General features: G+C 68.3%; 21 protein-coding genes. 10 read left to right on the forward strand and 11 right to left on the reverse strand.

The window, feature by feature from the left end; genetic code table 11:
* The first annotated feature begins 4 nt into the window (after nucleotides 1-4).
* On the forward strand, nucleotides 5-1,036 hold the full coding sequence (locus DOE79_RS07615) for a GlxA family transcriptional regulator (protein WP_120337969.1): 1,032 nt from the start codon (nucleotides 5-7) through the stop codon (nucleotides 1,034-1,036).
* Here the strand turns inward: DOE79_RS07615 and manA are convergent.
* Nucleotides 964-2,247 (reverse strand): mannose-6-phosphate isomerase, class I, encoded by a 1,284-nt coding sequence (gene manA / locus DOE79_RS07620; protein WP_120337970.1) that lies wholly within the window; start codon nucleotides 2,245-2,247, stop codon nucleotides 964-966. The two genes, DOE79_RS07615 and manA, sit on opposite strands and share 73 nt — an antisense overlap.
* A gap of 135 nt (nucleotides 2,248-2,382) precedes the next feature.
* Here manA and DOE79_RS07625 point away from each other — a divergent pair, with 135 nt between their 5' ends.
* The 3 genes from DOE79_RS07625 to DOE79_RS07635 all read left to right on the forward strand — a co-directional run bounded on the left by DOE79_RS07625 (nucleotide 2,383) and on the right by DOE79_RS07635 (nucleotide 5,690).
* Nucleotides 2,383-3,561 (forward strand): acyl-CoA dehydrogenase family protein, encoded by a 1,179-nt coding sequence (locus DOE79_RS07625; protein WP_120337971.1) that lies wholly within the window; start codon nucleotides 2,383-2,385, stop codon nucleotides 3,559-3,561.
* Between the two features lie 183 nt (nucleotides 3,562-3,744).
* On the forward strand, nucleotides 3,745-5,229 hold the full coding sequence (locus DOE79_RS07630) for a phytoene desaturase family protein (RefSeq protein WP_245977191.1): 1,485 nt from the start codon (nucleotides 3,745-3,747) through the stop codon (nucleotides 5,227-5,229).
* 14 nt (nucleotides 5,230-5,243) lie between these two features.
* Nucleotides 5,244-5,690, forward strand: coding sequence for an SRPBCC family protein (locus tag DOE79_RS07635; RefSeq protein ID WP_245977193.1), 447 nt, complete (start codon nucleotides 5,244-5,246; stop codon nucleotides 5,688-5,690).
* Between the two features lie 14 nt (nucleotides 5,691-5,704).
* Here DOE79_RS07635 and DOE79_RS07640 read toward each other — a convergent pair whose 3' ends face one another.
* Together DOE79_RS07640 and DOE79_RS07645 are read right to left on the reverse strand one after the other, a co-directional pair.
* Nucleotides 5,705-5,989, reverse strand: coding sequence for a metal-sensitive transcriptional regulator (locus DOE79_RS07640; protein ID WP_120337973.1), 285 nt, complete (start codon nucleotides 5,987-5,989; stop codon nucleotides 5,705-5,707).
* Nucleotides 5,986-6,297 carry a rhodanese-like domain-containing protein gene (locus tag DOE79_RS07645; RefSeq protein WP_120337974.1) on the reverse strand — a complete coding sequence of 104 codons (312 nt, stop codon included), beginning with the start codon at nucleotides 6,295-6,297 and terminating at the stop codon, nucleotides 5,986-5,988. The genes DOE79_RS07640 and DOE79_RS07645 overlap by 4 nt, the downstream gene beginning before the upstream one ends.
* 125 nt (nucleotides 6,298-6,422) lie before the next feature.
* Between DOE79_RS07645 and DOE79_RS07650 the strand changes: the two genes are divergently transcribed.
* A complete protein-coding gene (locus DOE79_RS07650) occupies nucleotides 6,423-7,736 on the forward strand; it encodes an O-antigen ligase family protein (protein ID WP_162942648.1) in 1,314 nt (437 codons plus the stop codon).
* Entirely contained in the window at nucleotides 7,733-9,037 is a 1,305-nt protein-coding gene (locus DOE79_RS07655; RefSeq protein ID WP_120337976.1) for an O-antigen ligase family protein, read from the forward strand. Before DOE79_RS07650 ends, DOE79_RS07655 begins: the two co-directional genes overlap by 4 nt.
* Before the next feature lie 42 nt (nucleotides 9,038-9,079).
* Here DOE79_RS07655 and DOE79_RS07660 read toward each other — a convergent pair whose 3' ends face one another.
* From DOE79_RS07660 to DOE79_RS07695, 8 genes are all read right to left on the reverse strand, one after another.
* The gene (locus tag DOE79_RS07660; protein WP_162942649.1) at nucleotides 9,080-10,060 is read right to left on the reverse strand and encodes a GDP-mannose 4,6-dehydratase; all 981 of its coding nucleotides are present in this window, start codon (nucleotides 10,058-10,060) and stop codon (nucleotides 9,080-9,082) included.
* Nucleotides 10,057-11,163, reverse strand: coding sequence for a glycosyltransferase family 4 protein (locus DOE79_RS07665; protein WP_162942650.1), 1,107 nt, complete (start codon nucleotides 11,161-11,163; stop codon nucleotides 10,057-10,059). Before DOE79_RS07665 ends, DOE79_RS07660 begins: the two co-directional genes overlap by 4 nt.
* Entirely contained in the window at nucleotides 11,160-11,906 is a 747-nt protein-coding gene (locus tag DOE79_RS07670; RefSeq protein ID WP_162942651.1) for a glycosyltransferase, read from the reverse strand. Before DOE79_RS07670 ends, DOE79_RS07665 begins: the two co-directional genes overlap by 4 nt.
* 187 nt (nucleotides 11,907-12,093) lie before the next feature.
* Entirely contained in the window at nucleotides 12,094-13,386 is a 1,293-nt protein-coding gene (locus tag DOE79_RS07675) for a polysaccharide biosynthesis protein (protein WP_120337979.1), read from the reverse strand.
* A gap of 4 nt (nucleotides 13,387-13,390) precedes the next feature.
* On the reverse strand, nucleotides 13,391-13,789 hold the full coding sequence (locus DOE79_RS07680; protein ID WP_120337980.1) for a DUF2304 domain-containing protein: 399 nt from the start codon (nucleotides 13,787-13,789) through the stop codon (nucleotides 13,391-13,393).
* The gene (locus DOE79_RS07685) at nucleotides 13,786-14,523 is read right to left on the reverse strand and encodes a glycosyltransferase family 2 protein (RefSeq protein WP_120337981.1); all 738 of its coding nucleotides are present in this window, start codon (nucleotides 14,521-14,523) and stop codon (nucleotides 13,786-13,788) included. Before DOE79_RS07685 ends, DOE79_RS07680 begins: the two co-directional genes overlap by 4 nt.
* A gap of 69 nt (nucleotides 14,524-14,592) precedes the next feature.
* A complete protein-coding gene (locus tag DOE79_RS07690; protein WP_120337982.1) occupies nucleotides 14,593-16,590 on the reverse strand; it encodes a DUF6541 family protein in 1,998 nt (665 codons plus the stop codon).
* A 158-nt stretch (nucleotides 16,591-16,748) separates the two neighbouring features.
* A complete protein-coding gene (locus tag DOE79_RS07695; protein ID WP_162942652.1) occupies nucleotides 16,749-19,124 on the reverse strand; it encodes a hypothetical protein in 2,376 nt (791 codons plus the stop codon).
* Between the two features lie 134 nt (nucleotides 19,125-19,258).
* On the opposite strand from DOE79_RS07695, the gene DOE79_RS07700 reads away from it, so the two are divergent.
* The 4 genes from DOE79_RS07700 to DOE79_RS07715 all read left to right on the forward strand — a co-directional run bounded on the left by DOE79_RS07700 (nucleotide 19,259) and on the right by DOE79_RS07715 (nucleotide 24,312).
* Nucleotides 19,259-20,212, forward strand: coding sequence for a glycosyltransferase (locus DOE79_RS07700; protein WP_245977194.1), 954 nt, complete (start codon nucleotides 19,259-19,261; stop codon nucleotides 20,210-20,212).
* The gene (locus DOE79_RS07705; protein ID WP_342767956.1) at nucleotides 20,209-21,054 is read left to right on the forward strand and encodes a glycosyltransferase; all 846 of its coding nucleotides are present in this window, start codon (nucleotides 20,209-20,211) and stop codon (nucleotides 21,052-21,054) included. Before DOE79_RS07700 ends, DOE79_RS07705 begins: the two co-directional genes overlap by 4 nt.
* 95 nt (nucleotides 21,055-21,149) lie before the next feature.
* Nucleotides 21,150-22,316, forward strand: coding sequence for a UDP-galactopyranose mutase (gene glf, locus DOE79_RS07710; RefSeq protein ID WP_120337984.1), 1,167 nt, complete (start codon nucleotides 21,150-21,152; stop codon nucleotides 22,314-22,316).
* Between the two features lie 13 nt (nucleotides 22,317-22,329).
* A complete protein-coding gene (locus tag DOE79_RS07715) occupies nucleotides 22,330-24,312 on the forward strand; it encodes a glycosyltransferase (protein ID WP_120337985.1) in 1,983 nt (660 codons plus the stop codon).
* Nucleotides 24,313-24,355 lie beyond the last annotated feature (43 nt).

Raw genomic sequence — 24,355 nt, forward strand, 5'->3', positions numbered from 1 at the left:
CGCCATGCTCAAGAAGATCGTCTGCGTCGCCATCCCCGGCATGGCCCCGTTCGAGTTCGGGGTGATCTGCGAGGTTTTCGGCATCGACCGTTCCGAGCACAACGGTCCGGTGTTCGACTTCGAGGTGGTGACGGCCGTCCCTGGGCCGCTCCGCACCAAGCTGGGCTTCGACATCGTCGTGCATCAGGACCTCACCGCCGCCGCGGACGCCGACCTGATCGCCATTCCCGCCTATGAGACGGGTACCGAAATCCACCCAGAGGTGCTGCGGGTGGTGCGGGAGGCGGAGGCCAGGGGCGCCTGGGTGCTCAGTGTCTGCAGCGGCGCCTTCATCCTCGGGGCCGCCGGGATTCTCGACGGGCGCCGCAGCACGACCCACTGGATGCACGCGGACGCCCTCGCCGCCGCGTACCCGAACACCACGGTCGACCCCGACGTGCTCTTCGTCGACGACAACCGGGTGGTCACCGGGGCGGGCACGGCCGCGGGCATCGACGCAGCACTGCATGTGGTGCGCCGGGAGCTCGGCGCCACGGCGGCCAACGTGATCGCCCGCCGCATGGTGGTGCCGCCCCAGCGCGATGGCGGGCAATCCCAGTTCATCCAGACGCCCGTGGCGGAACGCTGCAGCGATTCCTTCGCCGAGATCATCGACTGGATGCTGCAGACCATCGACCAGGACCTCACGGTCGACCAGCTCGCCCGGCGCGCACTGATGTCGCCGCGCACCTTCGCCCGCAGATTCCGGGCCGAGCTCGGCACCACTCCGACGGCCTGGCTGAACCGGCAGCGTCTGATGCTCGCGCAGCAACTGCTCGAGGAGACCGACGAGACCCTCGACGTCATCGCAGCGCAGACAGGGTTCGGCGCCGCGGCCGTGATGCGGCACCACTTCGTGCGCACCCTGCAGACCACCCCGACGGCCTACCGCCGCACGTTCGGCATCCCCCGCCCGGCGCCGGATTACGCCGTGGTGGCCAGGAAGACCTCGCCGGAGCCCGCGAAGGTGACCGTGCTCTCGTCGGGCGTGATGTAGATCGACTCGCCCCTGCCCAGGGTGATCGACGATCCGGACCCGGCGACCAGGAACCGGCCGGACGTGCAGATCGCGATGGCCGGGCCGGTGAGCGTCACCTGCCGCAGGGGCGCACCGACGCGCCCGGCCTCGTCGGCCGCCGCATCCGCCGGCACCGAGATGTGCGCCAGCTGGAAGTCGGGCACGTCGGGCCGGTAGACGGCCACGCCGTCTGACTGCACGACGGGAGCAAGATAGGGCACCGGCAGCGGGCTGAAGTCGAGCACCTCGAGCAGTTCGTCGACGTCGATGTGCTTGGGGCTCAAGCCCCCGCGCAGCACGTTGTCGGAGGAGGCCATCACCTCGACGCCCAGCCCGGACAGGTACGCGTGGATGTTGCCGGCCGGCAGGTACAACACCTCGCCGCGCTTGAGCGACACCAGGTTGGTGAGCAGCGAGATCACGATGCCCGGGTCTCCCGGGTAGGCCGCCGCGAGGGACCGCACCATCGCGAGTTCCGCGGCGAAGCTCACCTGGGCACCCCCGTCGATGAGGAAGGCAGCCCGCTCGGCGAGCGCCACGACCCGCTCGACCAGCCAGGACACCTCGCCGGAGTCGCCGCCGCGGCCGTCGCGCAGCAGCCAGTCCACGACGTCCTGCAGCGCATCCGCGCCCAGGAGCCGGTTCTCGAGCCCGGCAAGGGCTCCGGGCTGCGGGTCGTCCATGGTGGCGTCGAGCGCGCGGAGCTCGGCGAGGATCGACCGGATCTGGCGCGGGTCGCGGAATCCGCAGAGCGCCTCGAAGGTGTCACTGAGCGCGAAGATGATCTCCGGCTTGTGGAACGGGTCGCGGTAATTGCGGTCGGCGGCGTCCACGGCGATACCGGCGGCGTTCTCCAGGGCGAACCCCTCCGCAGCGCGTTCGGGCGACGGATGCGCCTGCAGCGACAGCGGGCTGTGGGCGGCGAGGATCTTCATCAGGAACGGCAGCCGCCCGGCGGCGGCGAACCGGCGTCCGAGTGCGGTCTCGGGCGCCTGGGCGATCCACTCGGCGAGATCCCTCGCTCCCCCGGCGAGCGCGGGGTCAAGAATCACCGACGGGCTGCCGGGGTGCGCACCGAGCCAGAGTTCGGCTTCGGGGCCGCCGGAGGCCGGATGCCCCAGCAGGTCGGCGATCGCGGTCGGCGATCCCCAGGCGTAATCCCGCGGTGTGTTATCGATGCCCACAAACATGCTTGGCTCCTGAGTCGAAAGGTTTAGACCAAACTACCAAGCGCTTTCCGTCCTTCCGATCAGGGGTCCTAGGCTTTCGTCACCCGGTGGGCGATTCCGCCCGGCCGCCCATCCTCGTCGCAATGGAGCACACAGATGACCTTCGAGCCCCTCGGCAGTGATTTCTTCGGATACGAGAACCTCCTCAGGCCCGAGGAGAAAGCCGCCCTCGCCCGCATCCGCGCCTACCTCGAGTCGGATGTGCGCCCGGTGGTGAACGGGTGCTGGGAGCGCGCCGAGTTCCCGGCGGAGATCATCAAACCGCTCGGCGCCCTCGGCGCATACTCCTTCGGCTGGGAGGAGACCCGCCCGTTCGAGAACTCGGCGGTCTTCCGCGGTTTCGTGGCGCTGGAGCTGGCGCGGGTGGACGCATCCGTCGCAACCTTCGTGGGTGTGCAGAACGGTCTGGCGGCCGGGTCGATCGCGGCCTGCGGATCGGCCACCCAGCGCGCGCACTGGCTGCCCCGGCTGGCCCGCGGCGACATCGTGGGCGCCTTCGCGCTCACCGAGCCGCTGTCGGGCTCGGACTCCGCTCAGGGGCTGCGCACCACAGCGACGCGGGACGGCGACAGTTGGGTACTCAACGGCGCCAAGCGCTGGATCGGCAACGCCACCTTCTCCGACATCACCATCGTGTGGGCTAAAGACACCGCGGACGGCGCCGTGAAGGGCTTCATCGTGCCCACCGACACGGCCGGCTACACGGCCACGAAGATCGAGGGCAAGATCAGCCTGCGCTCGGTGCAGAATGCCGACATCACCCTGGAGAACGTGCGGGTGTCCGAGCAGAACCGCCTGCAGGAGGCCAACTCGTTCCGCGACACCGCCCGGGTGCTGCGCTTCACCCGGGCCGAGGTGTCCTGGGCCGCGGTCGGCCTGGCCATCGGCGCCTACGAGGCGGCCGTCGCCTACGCGGCCGAACGGGTGCAGTTCGGCAAGCCCATCGGCGGTCACCAACTCGTGCAGGACCTGCTCGTGAAGAGCCTGGGCAACATCACGGCCAGCCTGGGCATGGTGGTGCGCGTCTCCCAGATGCTCGACGAGGGCACCCAGCGCGACGAGCACTCGGCGCTGGCCAAGTCGTACACGACCTCCCGGATGCGGGAGACCGTGGCCTGGTGCCGGGAACTGTTCGGCGGCAACGGCATCGTGCTGGACTACGACATCGCCAGGTTCTTCTCCGACGCCGAGGCGATCTACTCCTACGAGGGCACCCAGGAGATGAACACACTCATCGTGGGCCGCGGCATCACGGGCCTGGCCGCCTTCGTCTAGCCTCGCCGTCGCCACGCCCGTGGTCCCAACTGTTGCCACTGCGGACAATTGCACCCGGCACACCGGGCGCAGATGTCCGATGCGGGAACAGTGGGGCCCGGCGGGGGTGCTAGCCCTGAGCTCGAGCGCACGGAAGAATGAAGACATGGGTACCGGTGCGCTCGAGCGGGAAGGCCGGCCGGCGTGAGCGTGCGGCGAGTGCAGGGCGGACGGCCGGAGGTCGACGCCGTCGTGGTGGGCTCGGGTCCGAACGGCCTGGCGGCCGCGGTGACGCTGGCCAGGGCCGGGCTGAAGGTTCGCGTCTACGAGCGATCGGCCCAGGTCGGCGGCGGTGCCGCCACCGCCGAACTCACGCTGCCCGGCTTCCACCACGATGTGTGCTCCGCCGTGCACCCTCTGGCCCTGGCCTCCGAGTTCTTCCAGCGGTTCGGCCTGTCGAGCCGCATCGACCTGACGGTGCCAGAGGTCTCCTACGGGCATCCGCTGCCGGGCGGCCGGGCCGGCCTGGCGTACCGCAGCCTGGCGCGCACGGTCGATGAACTGGGCCGAGACGGTCCGGCCTGGCACCGGTTGTTCGCCCCGCTGGTCGAGCACTCCCAGCAGGTGGCCGAGTTCACCGGCAACCAGCTGTTGCGTGTGCCCCGGCACCCGGCCACCGCGCTGCGTTTCGGTCTGCGCACGCTCGAGCAAGGCAGTCCGCTGTGGGACTGGCGGTTCAGCGGCGACACGGCCCCCGCCCTGCTGACCGGCGTGAGCGCCCACACGATCAGGGCGCTGCCGAGCCTGGCCACGGCCGGAGCCGGCCTCACCCTCGCGACCTACGCGCACGCGGGCGGTTGGCCGATCCCGGTCGGCGGCAGCGGTGCCATCGTGACGGCGCTGGTCGACGACCTCCTCGCGCACGGCGGCGAGATCGTCACCGACACGGAGGTGCGGCGGCTGAGCGACCTGCCGCCGGCCCGGGTCGTGCTCCTGGACCTCACGCCCCGGGCCCTGCTCCGGATGGCCGAGGGCGAGCTGCCCGCCGGTTACGCGCGGCGTCTCGCGGCCTTCCGGTACGGCAACGCCGTCGCCAAGGTCGACTTCGCATTGTCCGACCCCGTGCCCTGGCAGGCGCAGGGGCTCTCCGCCGCGGGCACCGTGCACGTCGGCGGAACCCGCGCGATGATCCGGCGAGCCGAGAACACCGTGGCCCGCGGCCGGCACGCCGAGGAACCCTATGTGCTGGTGTCCCAGCCCAGCGGCATCGATCCGAGCCGCGCTCCCGCCGGCCGGCACACGCTCTGGGCCTACACGCACGTTCCGCGCGGTTCCACCGTGGACCAGACCGATGTCATCACCCGTCAGATCGAACGCTATGCGCCCGGCTTCCGCGACACCATCCTCGCGGCCGCCAGCCGCACCGCGCAGGACGTCGAGCGGCACAATCCCAACTACGTCGGCGGGGACATCTCGGCCGGCGAGGTGAGTCTCACCCAGCTGGTGCGCCGGCCGGTGCTCTCCCCCGATCCCTGGCGCACACCGCTGGCCGGGGTGTATCTGTGTTCTTCGGCCACCCCGCCCGGCCCCGGCGTGCACGGCCTGGCCGGATGGCACGCCGCCCTCAGCGCCCTGCGCCACGACCTCGGCGTGCGCGTCGCCCCCGACCTCTCCCCGACAGCCGGTTGACGAAAGGTGCCCCCGTGGCCGTGAACTACCGAAACATGCAGTGCTCCCCCGAGAGCGTCTTCGCGGTGCTCGCCGACGGCTGGCTCTACCCGGGTTGGGTGGTCGGCGCATCGCGCATGAGGGACGTCGACGCGACGTGGCCGGCCACGGGCAGCACTCTCCATCACTCTGTCGGCGTCTGGCCCGCCCTGCTCGACGACACCACGTCGGTGCTGGAGTGGGACCCGCCCAAGCACGCCCTGCTGCAGGCGCGGGGCTGGCCGATCGGCGAAGCCCAGGTGGCCGTGGATGTGCGGCCGCAGGGCGACGGATGCCGCGTGCGCATCACCGAGGACGCCACCGCCGGACCCGGCCGGTTCGTGCCGCTGTTCCTGCGCGACGCGGCCATCTCGGTGCGCAACACGGAGACGCTGCGCCGCCTCGCCTACCTCGCCGAGGGCGGCGCGGGCACCCCGCAATAAGGACCCGGCCGGACTCAGGCCAGGGCCAGGAAGAGCTTCTCCAGCTCGTCGACGGTCAAGGACTCTGCGTTGTCGGGTTCGGCGATGCAGTCACGCATGGCCGAGGAGACGATGGTGAACCCGGCCCGGTCCAGCGCGCTCGAGACCGCGGCGAGCTGGGTCACCACGTCCTTGCAGCTGCCGCCTGCCTCGACCGCGGTGATGACGGCGCTGAGCTGCCCCTGGGCGCGGCGCAGCCGGTTGAGCACCTTCTTCTGGTTCGCGGCGCGCTGTTCGTCGGTCGCGACGGGGGTGCTCATGCGCTCACCCCGTCCCGGATCGTGGGCAGGCCGGCCTGCTGCCAGGCCGTCATACCGCCGGTGACGTTGACGGCGTCGACTCCACTCTGCGTGAGGAACGCGGCGCCCTGTGCGCTGCGGCCGCCGGCGGCGCAGATCACGTAGACGGGCGCGCCACGCGGCACCTCGGCGAGTCGCTCGCGCAGCTCGCCGAGCGGGATGAGCTGCGCACCGTGGGCGTGGGCCGCGTCGAATTCGTATGGTTCGCGCACGTCGACCACGACGGGGTCGGCCAGTGCTGCGAGTTCGGTCACCGAGATGTCGGTCATGGGGGTCCCTCCGGGGCTGCGCGGGCGGTGCGGCGCGGAACGTGCGCATCCGCATTTTGTTATACCCCTCAGGGTATCAGAGGATTCGCGCCGTCCGGCGGAGGCGTCCCCAGTACCCTAGACACATGCCCGTCGTGCAGAGCCGTCTCACCGTTCGCCTCTTCGCGACCCTGGTGTTCTTCAGTGTGCTGGCCGGCCAGGCCTGGCGCAACCTGCTCGGCTGGTGGGGATTCGGTGCTATCGCCGTGTTCATCCTCGTGGGCAGCGTCGGCTATCTCCTCTCCGTCCGCCGGGAGTGGACCTGGCGGGGTTTCCCGAAGTCCCTGGCCGCGTTCCTGATCCTGGCGACCCTGTCGCTGGCCTGGTCGGCGTATCCGGGCGCGGGTGCAATCGGGGTGGCCCTGCAGTGGGCGACGACCATCGCCGGCCTGTTCCTCGCGCTCTGCCTGAGTTGGACCGAGCTGCTGCGCACCCTCGGGGTGGCCCTCAAACTCATCCTCGGCCTGTCCGTCGCCTTCGAATTCGTCGTCGCGGTCTTCATCGGGCACCCCGTGCTGCCGTTCTGGGTCGAGTACAGCGGCAAGATCCCCGCCGCGTTCTACTGGTCGCGGGCGCTGCTGCTCGAGGGCGGCCCGATCGAGGGCATCGTGGCCAGCCGCAACCTGCTGGGCTTCATCGCCCTGTTGTCGTTGATCGTCTTCGCCGTGCAACTGGCCGGCGGCACCGTGACGCGCTGGCGTGGGATCTTCTGGGTGGCCGTGGCACTGGTGATGCTCTGGCTCACCCGGTCGGCCACCGTGTCCGTGGCCCTCGTGGCCGTGGCCGTGGCACTGCTCTTCGCCCTCTGGGCGCGCCGGCTGCCGCCGCTGGGCCGTCGCCCGCTCTACCTCACCGCAGCGGCGGCGTTGGCCGCGGCCGTGGTCGGACTCGTCGCGTTCTCGTCGACGCTGCTGTCCCTGCTCGGCAAGAGCGAGGACCTCACCGGACGATTCGACATCTGGGCCCGGGTCATCGGCCTCGCCGGCGAACGCCCCGTCTTCGGCTGGGGCTGGGTGAGCTACTGGGCGCCGTGGGTGGAGCCGTTCAACGGCCTGGCGGTGCGGAAGGGTGTGCAGTACCTGCAGGCGCACAACGCCTGGTTGGACGTGTGGCTGCAGCTGGGCATCGTGGGCCTGATCGTCTTCGCCGCGCTCACCCTGTCGACGCTGTGGCGCGCCTGGTTCCTCGCCGTCGACCGGCCGCGCCTCGGCGTCTCCGACACCGAACCGTTCTCCGCGACCTCGCTCCTGCCACTGCTGCTCACGGTCGCCCTCCTCGCCCAGAGCCTCGCGGAGAGCCGCATCCTGGTCGAGTCCGGCTGGGTCCTGCTCGTGATCCTCGCGGTGACCACCAAACGCCCCGGTGCGGACGCCGAGCTTCAGGGCGTGGGGCGCCGATGACGGACCCGTCCCGCCCCCGCTACATCCCCACCGCCGTCTCCGCGGCGTTCTCGTCGCCGCGGTTCAGCGCGACACTCACCCACCTCATCCTGGGGTTGGCCTTCGCCACCCATCTGGTGCGCAGCCTGATGGGCTGGCCCGGGCTCCTGGGCGCGCTGGTCTGCCTCGTGCTCCTGGCCGCGGCATCCATGGTCGCCCGGCGGCACAGCATCGAGTGGCACGGCCTGCTGCCGGTTTCGATCCTGGTCTTCCTGGTCTGGTGCTCCCTGTCGGTGCTCTGGAGCGAGTATCCGCTGCGCACCCTCAGTGGCGTCGGCTACCAGCTGGCCTTCGCCTTCCTGGCCATCTACGTGGCCCTGGTGCGCGACACCATCCAGATCGTCCGCGCCACGGGAGACGTGCTCCGGGTGCTGCTGGGCCTGTCGATCGCCCTCGAGGTGCTCTCCGGGCTCCTGCTGGACCTGCCGATCACCTTCCTCGGCGTGCAGGGCAACATCGCCCTGCTCGGCCCGATCCAGGGCATCTTCGGCTCCCGCAACGTTCTCGGCCTGGTCTCCCTGATCGCCGCGATCAGTTTCATCATCGAGCTGCGCTCCCGCTCGGTGCGTCCGGGGCGGGCCGGCTGGTCGATAGCCCTTGCCGTGCTCGGCCTGATCCTCACCCACTCCCCCGTCTTCGTGGTCGTCGCCAGCGCCGTGGGCATCGCCGCCCTGGCGCTGTACTGGCTGCGCCGCACGCCGGCCGAGCACCGCTGGCTCCTGCAGCTGAGCCTGCTCGGGGCCGCCGTGCTCACGGCCCTGGTCGTCTTCGTCGCCCGGGCCGGCATCATCAACCAGTTGAACGCCGGCAGCGAGTTCGAGACGCGCTCGTCGCTCTGGCGCGAGATGTGGCGCCTGGTGGACCTGCATCCGCTCGAGGGCTGGGGCTGGACGGGCATCTGGCCGGAGAAGATCAGCCCATACGGCTGGTTGGACTTCGTCACGAAGAGCGAACACACGTCAGCCCTCAACGCCTTCCTCGACGTCTACTTCCAGGTCGGGCTCGTGGGCTTCCTGGCCTTCGTGACCCTCGTGATCCTGGCCTTCGTGCGGTCCTGGCTGCTCGCCTCGAACAAGCGGCCTGTCGTGTACGTGTGGTCGCCGCTCGTGCTGGTGGTGCTGCTCGTCACCTCGGCGGCCGAAAGCACGGTCCTGGTGGAGTACGGCTGGGTGCTCCTGCTGATCTGTTCGGTCAAGGCCGCGCAGGGGCAGAGCTGGCGCAGGCTGCTCGGCCCGAGCCTGCGCAACAGCGACAACTCCTGACCCCCTGAGCCGCCGCCACGGCGGGCCGGCTGCGCCGCCAGGCTAGGCCTGCAGCGCCTCCAGGTCGGCCCGCACCATGAGGGTGACGAGGGCCTCGAAGTCAACGCTCGGTTCCCAGCCCAATGCCTTCAGGCGGGTCGGGTCGCCGACGAGTTCCTTGGGATCGGCAGGGCGGTAGAACGCCGGGTCGATGACGACGTACCGGCTCCAGTCCTCGATGCCGATGTACGCGAACGCCCGGTCCACAAAATCCCGGACGCTGTGGGAGACACCGGTCGCCACGATGAAGTCGTTGGCGGTCTCTGCGCGCGAGATCCGGATCATGGCGTCGACGTAGTCCGGGGCGTATCCCCAGTCGCGGTGCACATCGATGTTTCCCAGCACCAGGCGGTCCGAGAGACCGAGAGAGATGCGCGCGACCTCCTGGGAGATCTTTCGAGCCACGAAGGTTTCGGGGCGACGCGGCGACTCGTGGTTGTAGAGGATCGCGGAACTCGCGAACATGCCCCGGTGCCGGTAGACGCCGACCATGTCGTGGGCGAAGGACTTGGCGGCGCCGTACGGGGTCACCGGTTCCCGAAGTGTCGTCTCTGACTGTGGCACCTCGGTCGCATCGCCGAAGATCTCGGCGCTGGACGCCTGCACGAATCGCACCGGACGGGACGAGCGCTCACCGAACGTCCACGCGGCCTGGAGCAACCGGATCGGGCCCGCACCGAGCACGTCGGCCGTCTCGGCCGGGTAATCCCACGACCGGGCCACCGACGTGTTGCCGGCCAGATTGAAGATATGGGTCGGCTCGACCGTGTTGACCAGGCGCTCGATACCCTCGGCGTCGCCGAGGTCGCAAACGTGGGCGGTGGCCTCCGGCACATCAGCGGAGAGGATGTCGGCGCCGTTGGTGGAGTGGCACATACCGTGCACCTCGTGGCCCTCGCTGACGAGCCGCCGAACGAGGTAGCCGCCGTCCTGGCCGTTCGCGCCCGTGATGAGCACGCGCTGCTTCTGGGATGTGTCGTTCAACTTTGTTTCTCCTTCACAGCCGCACGGTAGGCCTGCACATGAACGTCCCGGCACCCGCGCCAGGTGAACTTCTGAACCTGGCCGAGTCCGGCCTGGGTCAGCTCGGCACCGCGAGCGATCGCCTCGACGATGCCGGCCGCGATGTCGTCGGCATCCTTCGGGTCGAACTGCACGGCGGCGTCGCCGACGATCTCGGGGATGGAGCCGGCGTTGGAGGCGGCAACCGGGCAGCCGGAGGCCATCGCCTCCAGGGGCGGCAACCCGAAACCCTCGTAGAGGCTCGGGAAGACCAGGGCGCTCGCCGTCCGATACAGGCGATACAGCTCCTCCTGCTCGACCAGTCCGCGCCGGTCGACCCAGTCAGGGAGCGAACCGAGGTCGTCGAGACCCCCGCCGGTGAGAACCAGCTTCAAGTCGGGGATGGACTTCCGCGCGACTCCCACCGCGTCGATCAACCGTGCATGGTTCTTGTGCGGCCACCCGCGCGCCGGGTACAGCACGAAGTTCTCGCGCGGACCGAAGTTCGGGGTGTACTTCTCGGTGTCGACACCCAGGTGCGCCACGTGAATGCGTGCCGGGTCCAGCCCCAGACTCTCGACCATTCGCGCCTTCGCGAAGTGGCTGATGGTGATGACGGCATCGGCGCGTCGGGCGAAGCCCTCGTAGAAACGACTCCGGTACGCCAATTCGGCGCGGCTGAAGAGCTGCGGAAGATCGACGTGTTGCACATCGAGCAGCGACTGAACGGAGGCCTGAGCCCGGTTCGGTCGCGGAGCCGGAACCGTGAACGGGTAGTGGACGACATCGTTGGACGCCATCTCCCGACGGATCGAGGATGCCCGGGCAGCGATGACGGCCATGGAGGCGAGCCGTTCGCGCGTTGACGGGCCGACCCGGAGGTTCCTGATCGTGCGCTCCGGGATCCCGGCGGTAAAACCGGCGGCCGACTCCGGCACGAATGCCTCTGCCGCGATCTCATCGGAAGTCGCCAGCTGCTCGGTGAGCGCACGAGCGTAGGTCTCGCTGCCGCCCATTCCGCCGCGCACCAGGGTGAGCATGGACAGCGCGACCCGCAGCGGCGCTGAGCCGGAGGTGCCGGTCACGCGGCAGAGCCGGCCCGGGCCAGCGCCCGCGCCCGCGTGGTCAGTCGTCGCGCCGCGACGGACGATGCCCACCGCACCGGCAAGTGCCACACCGGGCTGAGGGGCTTGAGGGCGGCGGGCAGCTGGCGTCGTTTGACGAACTCCGCCTCCCTGCTCGAGTTGAGCCGACCGGCAACGGTCAGCGAATCCGGGTGCCAGCGAAAGGCCGAGACCGACGTCTTGGTGCTCAGGAACGAACCGTACGCGCGCAATTTGAGGAACGCGTCCAGGTCCATCGCGTACTTGAGCTTGCCGTCGAACCCGCCGATCTTCTCGAGGTCGTCGAGGCGGATCATGGTGCCGGGGTGCGGAATCAGGTCCGGTCCCCATGGCAGCAGGAACTCGGCGAGCTTGCCCGCACGGCTCGTCGCCAGGACCCGGCCGTCGGGGTCGATGTACTCGCAACCGCCGTACGCGAGTACGGCGGACCGGTTCGTGTCCAGCATGGCCTTGAGCAGGGCGAGTCCGCCCGGCCGGAACATGTCGTCGTCGCCGATCCAGGCGTAGTAGCTCTCGCCGGAGCGCTGCGCCAAGCCGCTGTTGATCGCGTCGGAGATGCCCGTCTTGGGGTCGTCCACCACGATCGCGTCGTATTCCAGGGCGATGGCCCGTGCGGCGTGCGCACCGGCCGGCATCACACAGACCAAGGTGAGTCCGGTGGTCTTTCGCTGTTCCACCACTGTTTCCAGTGTCTGCTTCAGCATGTCCAGACGGTCGCCCAGAGTGGGCAGGATTACCAGTACGTCAGGTTGTTGCATGGACTCGCGTCCCTCCGATTCTGTCGTGCCCTGCTCATTCGCGGGGCAAGACGGCGTTGCTTCGCGGGCACCACGTCGGGCTGTGCGGTAACCCAGACTCTGCGAGCGCGCTCATGTGAGTATAACGAGAAATCTAGGCCTCAGATTGGTCGGACGGATGCGGCCGACGCCCGGCTCGGTCCGCCAGCACGAGCGATCCGATGTGCACGACGAAACCAACTAAAGGCCCGACTGCGAGCGCTATCAGGGTGCGTGGCTCGACGTCGAGAGGCACGAACATCAGGGCGACGCTGACCGCTGCAGCGACCACCCAACCCGCCGAGTATGCAGCGTGCGCCGACCTCGCCAGCACGGCCGGTCCGCTCACGCACAACAGGGCCAGGAACCCGCTCGAGGCCACGATTCCAGCGAGCACCCAGGCATCCGTCTGGTAAGCGGGGAGGATGATGCTGACCACCCAGGGTCCCAACCACCAGGCCAGGACGGACAGCACCGCGGTGCCGCCGACGACGAGAGCGCCGATGCGGAGAATCGAGGCGCCCAGCGCAGCCCCACGGAGTGCGCGGAAGTGCACGATCAGGAAGCTCTGCAGCGACAGCATGGGTATCACCACCGGGGCTCGCACCAGTGTCAGAAGGACGATGATCACGCTGACGGGGCCGTCCGGGAGGCCCGTCGAGGTGGCGCCGATGACCAGGGGGAACCCGCTCATGAGCACACCCATCGACAACGATGCCACCAGCGTTCGGGAGATGTTCCAGCCGAGCTGACGATTCGTGACGTCGATGTCGAACCGGCCGACGACGCCGCGCCGCACGAGCGGCCAGAACAGCACGATCGACAACGCGAACGGAAGCGCAGCGGCCCACGCGAGGGTCACGACGTCTTGCGTCACGAGCAGAACCGCACCGATGCAGGCGAGCCTGAGCACGGCGTCGCCGGCGATGAACAGTGCGATGGACTGCCACCGCACCAGGCCGTACATGAGCCCACTCAGCGTGGCGACGACGACGTAGGACGCCGCGGCCAACGCCAACGGGAGGGCGAAGCGCCAGCCCATCTCGGGCGTGAACAGCAGATTCCACAATGGGATGGCCGCCACGACCAGGGCCCCGACCAGCGCGCTGACCACGACGGTGAATCGTCGAACGGTCCTGCGGCCGACGGTGATCGACTCGGTCACCGGTCGCGCCGCCCTGGTGACCTCCTGCTGCACGCCGGCAAGCACCGCGACCATGAGGTACATGGCCGACCAGAACAGCAGGAACGGTTGCACCTGGTTCGGGCCGAGCACGGCCGGCACCATGATCGTCACGACGTACCCTGCTGCGCCGGCGACAACGGTGGCGCCGAGGATCAGCTTCAGGCCGTTTCCGGCCTGAACGGGTGCGGACGGCGCGAGATCCGACGGCGTCGGCTCCGACACGGCTTTACCGGGCCGAGTCATCGGGGTCGACGGGAGGCAGCGTGTGGTTCGACGAGGCGTCTTCGAGCGCGCGAATCCGCAGATCCTGCAGGGCCGACTGCTCGACGAGGGTGCGGGTCTTGGCTTCGAGGCTGGTGAGCTCCGAGCTTTGCTGCAGGCACACCAGGAACAGAATGATCAGCGCGACGAAGAAGACGAGGTTGACGGGGAGTTCGACGCCGAGCAGTTTGGCCGCACCGACCAGCGATGCCGGGAAGATACCGGCGACCAGGGCCAGCACTCCGGCGAACAGCCACCAGGTGGCGTGACGCTCACGCAACCGGTGCCTGCGCAGCATCTCGATCACGACTGCCAGGATCAGGAGTGCGGCCAGGATGCCCAGGACATAGGACGAGATGTTCATGATGTGGCCTCGTTGTAGCTCAGGACGACGCGTGGACGGAGGAGCGCGAGCAACAGCGCCATGCCGGCCCGGCCGAGGTAGGTGGCCGCCTTCAGTGGGTTGTGGGAGGGAACTCCGCCGGCGCGCGCGCGCATCGACACGGGCACCTGCCGGATGACGCACCCGGCGCGAGCGGCGATGACGAGGGACTCGATGGTGTCACCCAGGTACTCGGCCGGGTAGTGCGCCGCGAACAGCCGAACGGCTCGCGGCCCGCTCGCGCGAAAACCCGAGGTGGTGTCGGTGAGGGTGGATTTCGCCAGGTAGCTGATGCTCCGGGCCAGGACAACCATCGCCCAACGGCGCGGCCCCTTGACGACGTAGTCGCCTTCGCCGGCGAAGCGTGCGCCCAACGCGATGTCGGCGTGGTCGAGTTCATTGAGCAGGTCGATGACGGACCGTGGATCGTGCTGGCCATCCGAGTCCACCTGAACGACGTAGTCGAAGCCGTGGTCGAGTGCGTAGCGGAAGCCCACTCGCATGGCTCCGCCCACGCCCAGGTTGACGGCCAGCTGGGCGACGGTGGCCCCTGCGGCCCTGGCCTCCTCTGCGGTGCGGTCGGTCGAACCGTCGTCAACCACGAGGCAGTGGACGCCGGGGAGATGGGCGAAGACCTCGGCGACGACGGCGGCGACGGATTCTTCCTCATTCAACGCCGGCATCACGATCAAGGTGCGCTCAATACGAGGATGCATTGCTCAAATTCCTAACAGCTGGTAGTTGGTGCGCCGCACTGGGGGCATCGGTTCTGACATCCACTCGCACTAGTCGCACGCCGTGATTCGATACAGGCTCGCATCACCTTCACGGTCGACGAGTTCCAGACCCGGGGAGTCGGCGAGTTCGGACAGGCCGGCGATCTGGTTCACCCCGCCGTGCACCTCACGAGGACCGAAATCCAGCGCGTAGTCCACGTCGAGCTCATTGACAGCGGCACAAACCTCAGAATCGGTGGTGGCGTCCCGCAGGGCCGCCATCAAGAGCAGCGTATCCGAATCCCGCTCCCCGAAGATGGCCGGCAACAACGCGCGGCGGTCCGAGATGGCGTACACCAGCGACGACCCGGTCCACGGGCTTCCCACCACGGTGGCGTCACTGGGGACCTCGTCATCCAGCCGGTCGAGCAGGGTGAGCTCGTCGGGCGAGAGCAGCGGGGAACTCGCGGTGAACTTGTACGATTTCTGCCCGGACGTCGTCGCGGCGTCCAGCGCCTGACCGGTCTGCGTGCCGACGGCCAGGATCGCGATGATCGCCACACCCGCCACAACGGCCCCCACGGGTTCGGTGCGGCGCGTGCCGGTCACCGCCGCGGGATCGGTGTTCACCCGGCGCTGGCGCATCCGGGCCACGCCGGCCTGGATCAGGTCCGCGAGCCACACGACGCCGGTCGCCGCGAGCGGCAGTACGACGACGGGCATCAGGGCCGCGAGCCGGTAGCTGTCGTTGTACCAGATGCCCGTCAGGCCATACCGGAAGAAACCGATCGGGAAGCTCGCGCACACTATGTAGAGGCCGGCCGCGACGATGAAACTGCCGATCAGCCAGGGCTGGCGGCGCGTGACGATGAGCGCGACGATGCCCAGCAGCATCAGGGCCGCGATCAGGTAGTCGGCGGGCCGCCCGACCACGGAGTTGGTCAGTGTCGCCACGACGGCCGATTTGAAGGACTCTCGCGGTCCCCAGAACGCGGCCGCGACGGTGGGCCGGCCCACCAGCAGCACGGCGGCGGCGATCCCGAACGACAGGCCGGCGACGACCGTCACGCGCGCATACGGCCAGAATCCGGCGTGTCGGGTACGCAGGGCACGCAGGTGCCGGATGAGGCCGAACACGGCGATCGGCACACTGAACGCGATCAGGGCCATCAGGGTACTGGGATGCGCCAGTGCGAGCCCCGGCAGGAGCCCGGCCAAAGCCAGCCAGCGAGCGGGCACCGGAAGATCCGGCTCGACGCCGAACCCCGCGACCAGGGCCACCATCGCGAGGGCTGCCGGAAGCATGCTGATGGCCAACAGGTTGGGGTAGAGCACGCCGAAGTCGACCATGAGCGCCGGGAAGGCCGCGAAGCCCGCAGAGAGCACGCCGGCGGCCAGAAGCGCGACCGGCCGGGCCCCGAGGACGACGCGCACCAGCAGGATGCAGGCCAGCGGCCATACGAGTCCGGCGATCGCGATGTTCATGACATTCACTGCCACCGGGATGGAGGCGCCGGTGACGTCGACGAGCAGCGCGACCAGGGCATGCCACATGTCCGGGTAGAAGCTGGTGCGCCCGTCGAATTCGTACGTAAGACTGCCCGTTGTCAGCGGGGAGGCGCTGCCCGTGTCCAGGATGTACCGCACGGCGTTCAGGTGGAAGACGTTGTCGAAGGTCTGCGAGATGTGGTTCGGCGCGCCGAAGATCGTCGTGAACCGGGTGCCGATCGCGACCAGACCGAACAACAGGCCACCGCCGGCGGCTATGAGGCCGGCGCGGCCCTCCCGAACGGGAAGACTCGTCCAGCGCTTTCGCCACAGGACGCGTGCGGCCACAAGTACGGCCGAGAGCAGCAGCGCCACGACGAGGACGGGGAGCACTCCCCAGCGCACCCCGATGAATTGACCGCCGGTTGCCGCGACGGCCACGGTCGTCACGGTGAACAACGGGGCCAGGGCCAGCAGCGTCAACCGACGCGCGCCCAAGGCGACTCCGATGAGGAGTCCGGGTATGAAGAGGATGGCTACCGCGGCCAGGAAAAGGGGAGCGGTCTCGAGCCAGGTCACGTCGTCGACACCGGTGTGTGTGGGGTGCGCGGCACCTCTCGCTGGCAGCGCGGGTGGTTCGACCTGATCAATTGCACGCGACGAAGTCTACCCGGGCGAGTTCCGGACACCCTTCACGACTGCAGGTGACTCTGACTCCCCCGGGTTGCCTCGGCCGATTAACCGAGGACCTCGTACGCTCGAGTCGAGGTCCAGAAGATGGTTCCGCCCTGGAATTTCTGCGACGAGGCACCGTTGCCCGACGGAATCTCGCTCCCGGTCGGGAAGCCGAGTGCGCCGGCGGGGCCGCCGAGCGACACGTAGTGCTGGCCGATGGCGCCGGACGCCTGCTGTACGCCCGTCGCGGCGCTCCAGTACAGCGAGCCCGTCGAGAACGCCTGACCAGAACCGTTGCCCATGGCGGTGTCGTCCGAAGACGGGTAACCCAGACCGCTCGACGGCCCTCCGGCTGCCAGCCACTGGGCGCCGATGGCGCCGCCGATCTGGTGCACGCCCGTGGCACTGCTCCAGTACAAGCGACCGCGCTGGAACTGCTGGGAGGTGCCGCCCTTGGCCTGAACGACCTCGTTGGCGACCGGGAAACCGAGCCCGCCGGCCGGACCGCCACGCGCGACATAGTTCTTACCGACGGCGCCCGAGGCCTGCGTCACACCCGTCGCGGCACTCCAGTACAGCGAGCCGGTCGAGAACGCCTGACCGGACCCATTGCCCATGGCCGTGTCGTCCGAGGAAGGGTAGCCCAGACCGCTCGAGGGCCCACCGGCCGCGAGCCACTGGGCGCCGATGGCGCCGCCGATCTGGTGCGCGCCCGTGGCGCTGCTCCAGTACACCCGACCACGCTGGAACTGCTGGGAGGTGCCGCCATTGGCCTCGACGACCTCGTTGGCAACCGGGAAGCCGAGTCCACCGGCCGGACCGCCGCGCGCGATATAGCTTCTACCGATGGCGCCCGATGCCTGCGTCACGCCCGTCGCCGAGCTCCAGTACAGCGAGCCCGTCGAGAACGCCTGACCGGACCCGTTGCCCATGGCGGTGTCGTCCGAGGACGGGTACCCCAAACCGCTCGACGGCCCACCGGCTGCGAGCCACTGGGCGCCGATGGCGCCGCCGATCTGGTGCGCGCCGGTGGCGCTGCTCCAGTACAGGCGACCGCGCTGGAACTGCTGGGAGGTGCCGCCCTTGGCCTCGGCGACCTCGTTGGCGACCGGGAAACCGAGTCCGCCGGCGGGACCGCCGCCCGCGACATACCGATTTCCGATGGCGCCGGACGACTGCTGCACACCCGTTGCGGCGCTCCAGTAGAGCGAGCCCGTCGAGAACGCCTGCCCCGACCCGTTGCCCATGGCGGTGTCGTCCGAGGACGGGTACCCCAAACCGCTCGACGGCCCACCGGCTGCGAGCCACTTGGAACCGATGGCACCGCCGATCTGATAGGTGCCCTTCGAGCTGCTCCAGTACAGCCAGCCGCCCTGGAACCGCTGGCTCGACCCGCCGCCGGCCTCTGCCTTCTCACTCGCCATCGGGAAGCCGAGACCGCCGCTGGTGCCGCCCCTGACCCGGTAGGAGTTGCCGATCGCGCCGTTGGCCAGGACGGCCCCCGTCGACGGGCTCCAATACGCCCAGCCCTTCTGGAACTGCTGCTCGACGCCCACTCCGGCACTGGTCACTGCGTTGCCGACCACCAGGCCGAGCGCACCGGTCTTGTACAGATCGGCGAACCGGGCGTGCGGGGCCGCGCCGTGGGTCGCGCCGAACCAGTCGGTGAAGATGCGCCAGAAGTTGCGGTTGCCGTAGCTCGAGCATCCGTCCCCGGTGCCGTACAGGTTGGCGAGGGCTGCCGCGTTCGGCTGGTACGGCGTATAGAGGTACAGCCCGGCGGTGGCCTGGTTGTCGATGTAGACCGAGGAGCTGCCGCAGGATGCGGTGGGGTTCCACAGGATTGTGTTCGCACGACCGGCGACGTAGCCCCGGTCGGCGGGCCGGGCCTGGTACTTCTTGAACTGCCAGGCCGCGTTGTAGACCTGGTTGAAGAAGCCGTAATACGCCGAATCGCAGTCGGAGCCGTCGGGGCATCCGTACCCGGTTGCTTTGCGGTACTGGCCCGATGACGGCCACGTGTCCGTGACCAGCGAGGTTTCCTTTTCGAGCAGCACAAGGAGCGACTGCGGGTTGATGCCGCACGCGGTGGCTACCTTGTAGATGATGGTGGCGGCGGACTCGCGCTGCCCGGAGTAGGCCGCGCACCCCTCGCTCTTGGCCGACTGGTTGGTGGTGTCCTGCGAGTAGTTCTTGAGGCAGGTGTAGCCGGACCGGCAGGCGGGGACCCTGGCGTTGAGGAAGTTCTGGATGTCCGCTGCCGACATGGTCGAGCTGTTGTAGAAGACCGCGTCGCTGATGATGTTGCCGGGGTTGAAGTCCTGCGCGTTTGCCGCGGAAGCCGGTTGCGTGCTGGTCACCGAGTCGACAGCGACGAGCGTTCCGGCCATGACGATCAGGGCAACGACAAGCGAGACCCTCCGGAGCAAAAGCTTCATTCTGGTCCCCATGTCTTGTTTTCAGGCAGCGCCCGCCGGAGGCTTCATAGTACCGAGCGTTGTCCGCGTTGCTTCCGCGACACCTCGGAACCAGAGTAATATTGGTCGAATGTGCCGACACGGAGGACGATGAATTGCGGATCGCAGCAGTAATCGTCGCCTACAACCGTCGCGACCTTCTCGTAGAAGCCCTGGCCGCCCTCGCCGCCCAGACCCGCGCGCTGGACTCGATAGTCGTCGTCGACAACGCGTCCACCGACGGATCCGCCGAAGCGGCCGCGGCCGCCTCGCCGAGCGCTGACATTGTGCGACTGGACCGGAACACCGGCGGCGCCGGTGGGTTCGCGGTTGGCATCGAACGCGCCATCACCGCGCATGATGCCGACCTGGTGTGGATCATGGACGACGACACCATCCCGACTCCGACCGCACTGGCCGAACTCCTCGATGTACGTCACCGTCACCCGGGCACTCCCCTGGTCATGGCTTCCCGGGTGCTGTGGACCGACGGCTCTGACCACCCGATGAACACTCCGCGTCGGAAACCGTTCCTTGGCCGTTCGGAACGCCTGGCCGCGGAAAACGTCGGGGCCGTGGCCGTGCGTTCAGCATCCTTCGTCTCGACTCTTGTCGACTCGGCAGCGATCTCCCGCAGTGGCTTGCCGATCGCCGAGTACTTCATCTGGAACGACGACTTCGAATTCACCGCCCGTCTGTTGCGCTCGGGGATCGGCGTGTACTGCCCCGCGAGCATCGTCATCCACAAGACCAAGGCGCTCGCGAGCACGGATGTCGACCCGGGCGGTCGGTTCTACTACGAAGTCCGCAACAAGGTGTGGTTGTTTCGCCGCTCACGCGCGCTCGCGCCGTGGGAGCTTCCGATCTATGTGGGCGCATCCCTGGTGCGGTGGACCCGAACACTCCTGAATTCGCAGGACCGGCCCACTCTCCTGCGCGGACTGCGTCAGGGGCTTCGCGACGGATTCCTCAGCTCCCCCCGGTCCAACGCGGCGTTCCTGAGCGGCCTCGAGCCTGCCGCAAGCGACATCGCGCGATTCGATGGAGCCGGCGGTCCGGCCTCCCGATGACGGATCTGCCCGCATTCTCCTTGCTGTTGCCCGTGTACCACGGCGACAACGCCGCACATCTGCGGCGCTCCTTCCTCAGCACGGTGAACGATCAGACTCTCCGCCCCTCCGAGGTCGTGCTGGTCGAAGACGGGCCGGTCGGGGCGGAGCTCACCGCGGAGATCGCCGGCCTGATCGATTCGTCGCCGGTTCCGGTCATCCACGTGCGGATCAGTGAGAACGCCGGCCTGGCCAAGGCACTGACCACGGGCCTGGCCGCGTGCACCCACGACATCGTTGCGCGCATGGACGCGGACGACATCTCGCTCCCCGAACGATTCGCGGTGCAGATCCCCCTCATCGCTGCCGGTCACGAGCTGGTCGGCTCGGGAATGTGCGAGTTCAGCGAGGACGAAGCCGGCGTGGAGATCCAGGGGGCACAACGCAATCCCCCGACGACGCCGGCCGACATCGCCCGGTACGCGAGGTTCCATGACCCGTTCAACCACCCGACAGTGGTCTACACCAAGTCGGCCGTTGCGCGCGCGGGCGGTTATGCGCCGCTGGGACTGATGGAGGACTACTGGCTCTTCGCGCGCATGATCGCCGATGGCGCCGTGACCAGGAACACCAGTGAGCGTCTCGTCAAGTACCGGGTGAGTTCCGGAGCCTACAAACGTCGCGGCGGTCTCAGGCTGCTGGCCAGCGAACTCCAGTTGCAACGCGCCTTCCGCCGGTCCGGCTTCACCTCGACCGGCCAGTTCGCACGTAATGTGCTGGTTCGCGGCGGGTACCGGCTGATTCCCGAGTCGGTGCGCCGGTACTTCTATCGCACCATCATTCTGCATACCCGCTCGGACTAGGCGACCCCTCAGGCAGCATCGGCTATCCTTGACCTTTGCCATGGCGCTCCCGTCTGGGGGCGTCGGCCGCTAGTCGAGCACAAAGGAACATACGTATGACGGTTGACCTCGTAGTCGTTGGATCCGGCTTTTTCGGACTGACCATCGCCGAGCGGGTGGCGACCGAACTGGACCTCAAGGTCGTGGTGATCGACCAGCGCAGCCACATCGGCGGCAACGCCTACAGCGCGCCGGAGCCGGAGACCGGAATCGAGGTGCACCAGTACGGTGCCCACCTCTTCCACACCTCCAATGAGCCGGTGTGGGAGTACGTGAACCGGTTCACCAAGTTCACGAACTATGAGCACCGGGTGTTCACCAATTTCGGCGGCGAGGTCTATCCCCTGCCGATCAACCTGGGCACGATCAACCAGTTCTTCCGTGCGGCGCACTCTCCCGCCGAGGCCCGTGCGCTGATCGCCGGCCAGGCCGCCGAGTTCTCGACCGGTGAAGCGCAGAACCTCGAAGAGAAGGCCATCTCCCTGATCGGCCGCCCGCTCTACGAGGCGTTCATCCGCGACTACACGGCCAAGCAGTGGCAGACCTCCCCCACCGAGCTTCCCGCGGAGATCATCAGCCGCCTCCCCGTGCGGTACAACTACGACAACCGCTACTTCAACGACACCCACGAGGGACTGCCGGTGGACGGCTACACGGCGTGGATCGAGCGCATGGCCGACCACCCCAACATCGAAGTCCGTCTCAACACCGACTTCTTCGACGAGACCCAGGAGATCAATCGCGCGTCCGTCGTGGGCCGCATCCCTGTGGTGTACACCGGTCCGGTCGACCGGTACTTCGACTACCAGGGTGGCGAACTCACCTGGCGCACGCTCGATTTCGAGCAGGAAGTGCTCCCGATCGGGGACTACCAGGGCACACCGGTGATGAACTACGCGGACGCCACGGTGCCGTACACCCGTATCCACGAGTTCCGTCATTTCCACCCGGAGCGGGCGCACTACCCGACCGACAAGACCGTCATCATGCGGGAGTTCTCCCGCGCCGCCACCCGCGCCGACGAACCGTACTACCCGATCAACACCGCCCAGGACCGGGAGAGCCTGCTCACCTACCGCGCGCTGCAGAGCGGTGAACCCGAGGTGTTCTTCGGCGGCCGTCTGGGGACCTACAAGTATCTGGACATGCACATGGCGATCGGTTCCGCCCTCACCATGTACGAAAACAAACTGAAGCCGCTCTTCAGCGGACGCACCCGCTAAGGAGCACGTCACCATGACCCAGCCCATCGTGCTGCAAAAGATCGTCTTCCCGTCCACCACCGACCCCGATGTGACTCCGTTGTACGTCGACCCTGACGAGTGGAGCCAGGTCGTGCGGTCACGCAAGCACCCTGGCCGGGGCCCGGATGACATCGAGTCGACCTCTCTGCGGCTGACCCACCACAACGTGGCACCCATGCTCGAGGGCAGGAGGGGCCTGAAGCCCGGGCTGCACGAGCGGGTCTCCCTCGGCACCTATTTCAACGCCTTCCCGGCCAGCTACTGGCGACGCTGGACCACCATCAACGGCGTGCGCCTGAGCGTGTCGACTGTCGGCGCCGGCGACATCATCGTGTACCGCTCCAACGCACGCGGTGTGATCCAGATGGTCGATTCGGCGTCTGTCGACACCGAAGGCACGACCACCTTCGACCTCGGCTTCGACTACTTCATCGACGGCGGTTGGTACTGGTTCGACGTGGTGTCGCGCAGCGACGATTTCGCGCTCACCGAAGCCGAATGGCAGGCGCCGCCCGCCCTGAACCTCGTCGAATCCGGCAAGAAGCTCACCATCGCCATCACCACGCTGAACCGCACCTCGTACTGCGTTGAGCTGCTGAGCACCATCGCGTCCGACCCCGACGCGCTCGCGGGCATCGATGCCGTGATCGTGGTCGACCAGGGCACGCAGAAGGTTCGCGACGAGCCCCGTTTCGCCGAGGCCGAGGCCGCGCTGGGCGGGCGTCTGCGCGTGATCGACCAGATCAACGCCGGCGGGTCGGGTGGGTTCTCCCGCGGCATGCTCGAAACCATCAGTGCCGGAACCTCCGACTACGTCATGCTGCTCGACGACGACGTGGTGGCCGAGCCCGAAGGCATCCGCCGCGCGCTCACCTTCGCCCGGCTCTGCACGTCACCGACCATCGTCGGCGGCCACATGTTCGATATGTACGACAAGACCAAGCTGCACGCTTTCGCCGAGTCGATCGACACCTACAACTTCCTCTGGGGTCCCGTCACGCCGAGCCGGCACGACTTCGGTGCGTCCAACCTGCGCCAGACCACCTGGATTCACCAGCGTTTCGACGTTGCGTACAACGGATGGTGGATGAGCCTGATTCCGGTGGAGATCATCCGCGAAGTCGGATTGTCGCTGCCCGTGTTCATCAAGTGGGACGACGCCGAGTTCTCCCTCCGCGCCCAGGAGCACGGCTACTCCACCGTGAGCCTGCCCGGTGCTGCCGTCTGGCACGTGTCCTGGGTCGACAAGGACGACTCCCGGGACTGGCAGGCGTTCTACCACGCCCGCAACCGCCTCGTCGCGGCGCTGCTGCACTCGCCGCATGCTCACGGCGGGCGTTTGGCGCTGAGCAACCTTGCCAGCGACGTGCGTCACCTGCTCACCATGGACTATTACACCGTCAAGCTGCGCCAGCTCGCCTACGAGAGCGTTCTCGCCGGGCCGGGCGCGCTGCACACGGAGCTGACCTCCCGTCTGCCCCAGATTCGCGCCCTGGCGAAGAACTACCGCGAATCGTCGCTCGTGGGCGACTTGGGACAGTTCGACAACTTCCCCAGCACGTCATACGTGGGCAACGATGACAGCCCGGTGCGCGGCATCAAGGTCTTCAGGTTCCTGCTCAAGAACTTCGTGCGGCACGGCCTGAAGAAGCCACACGCCGGCAGCGCCGACCGGCCGGACGTGCACCTCTCTCGCGCCGCTCCGTGGTGGATCGTGCCGAGCTTCGACAGTGTGGCGATCACCAACGCCGAAGGATCCGGCGTTGCCTGGCACGTGCGCGACCGCGCCAAGTTCCGGTCGTTGCTCTGGTCGAGCGTCACGAAGAACCTGCGCTACCGGCGCAACTGGAGCCGCCTGAGCGAGGCCTACCGCGCCGAACTCCCCACCATCACGTCAGAAGCGTCGTGGCGGAAGACTCTCGGAGTCACCGACAGCGCCCCTGCGGCCCAGCCGTCCGGCACCCCCGCGGGCTAGCAACGGGCCACTGCCAGCGCTGTTCGTTTGCGCCGTTCGCAAG

The sequence above is a fragment of the Cryobacterium soli genome, assembly GCF_003611035.1.
GTDB lineage: Bacteria > Actinomycetota > Actinomycetes > Actinomycetales > Microbacteriaceae > Cryobacterium > Cryobacterium soli.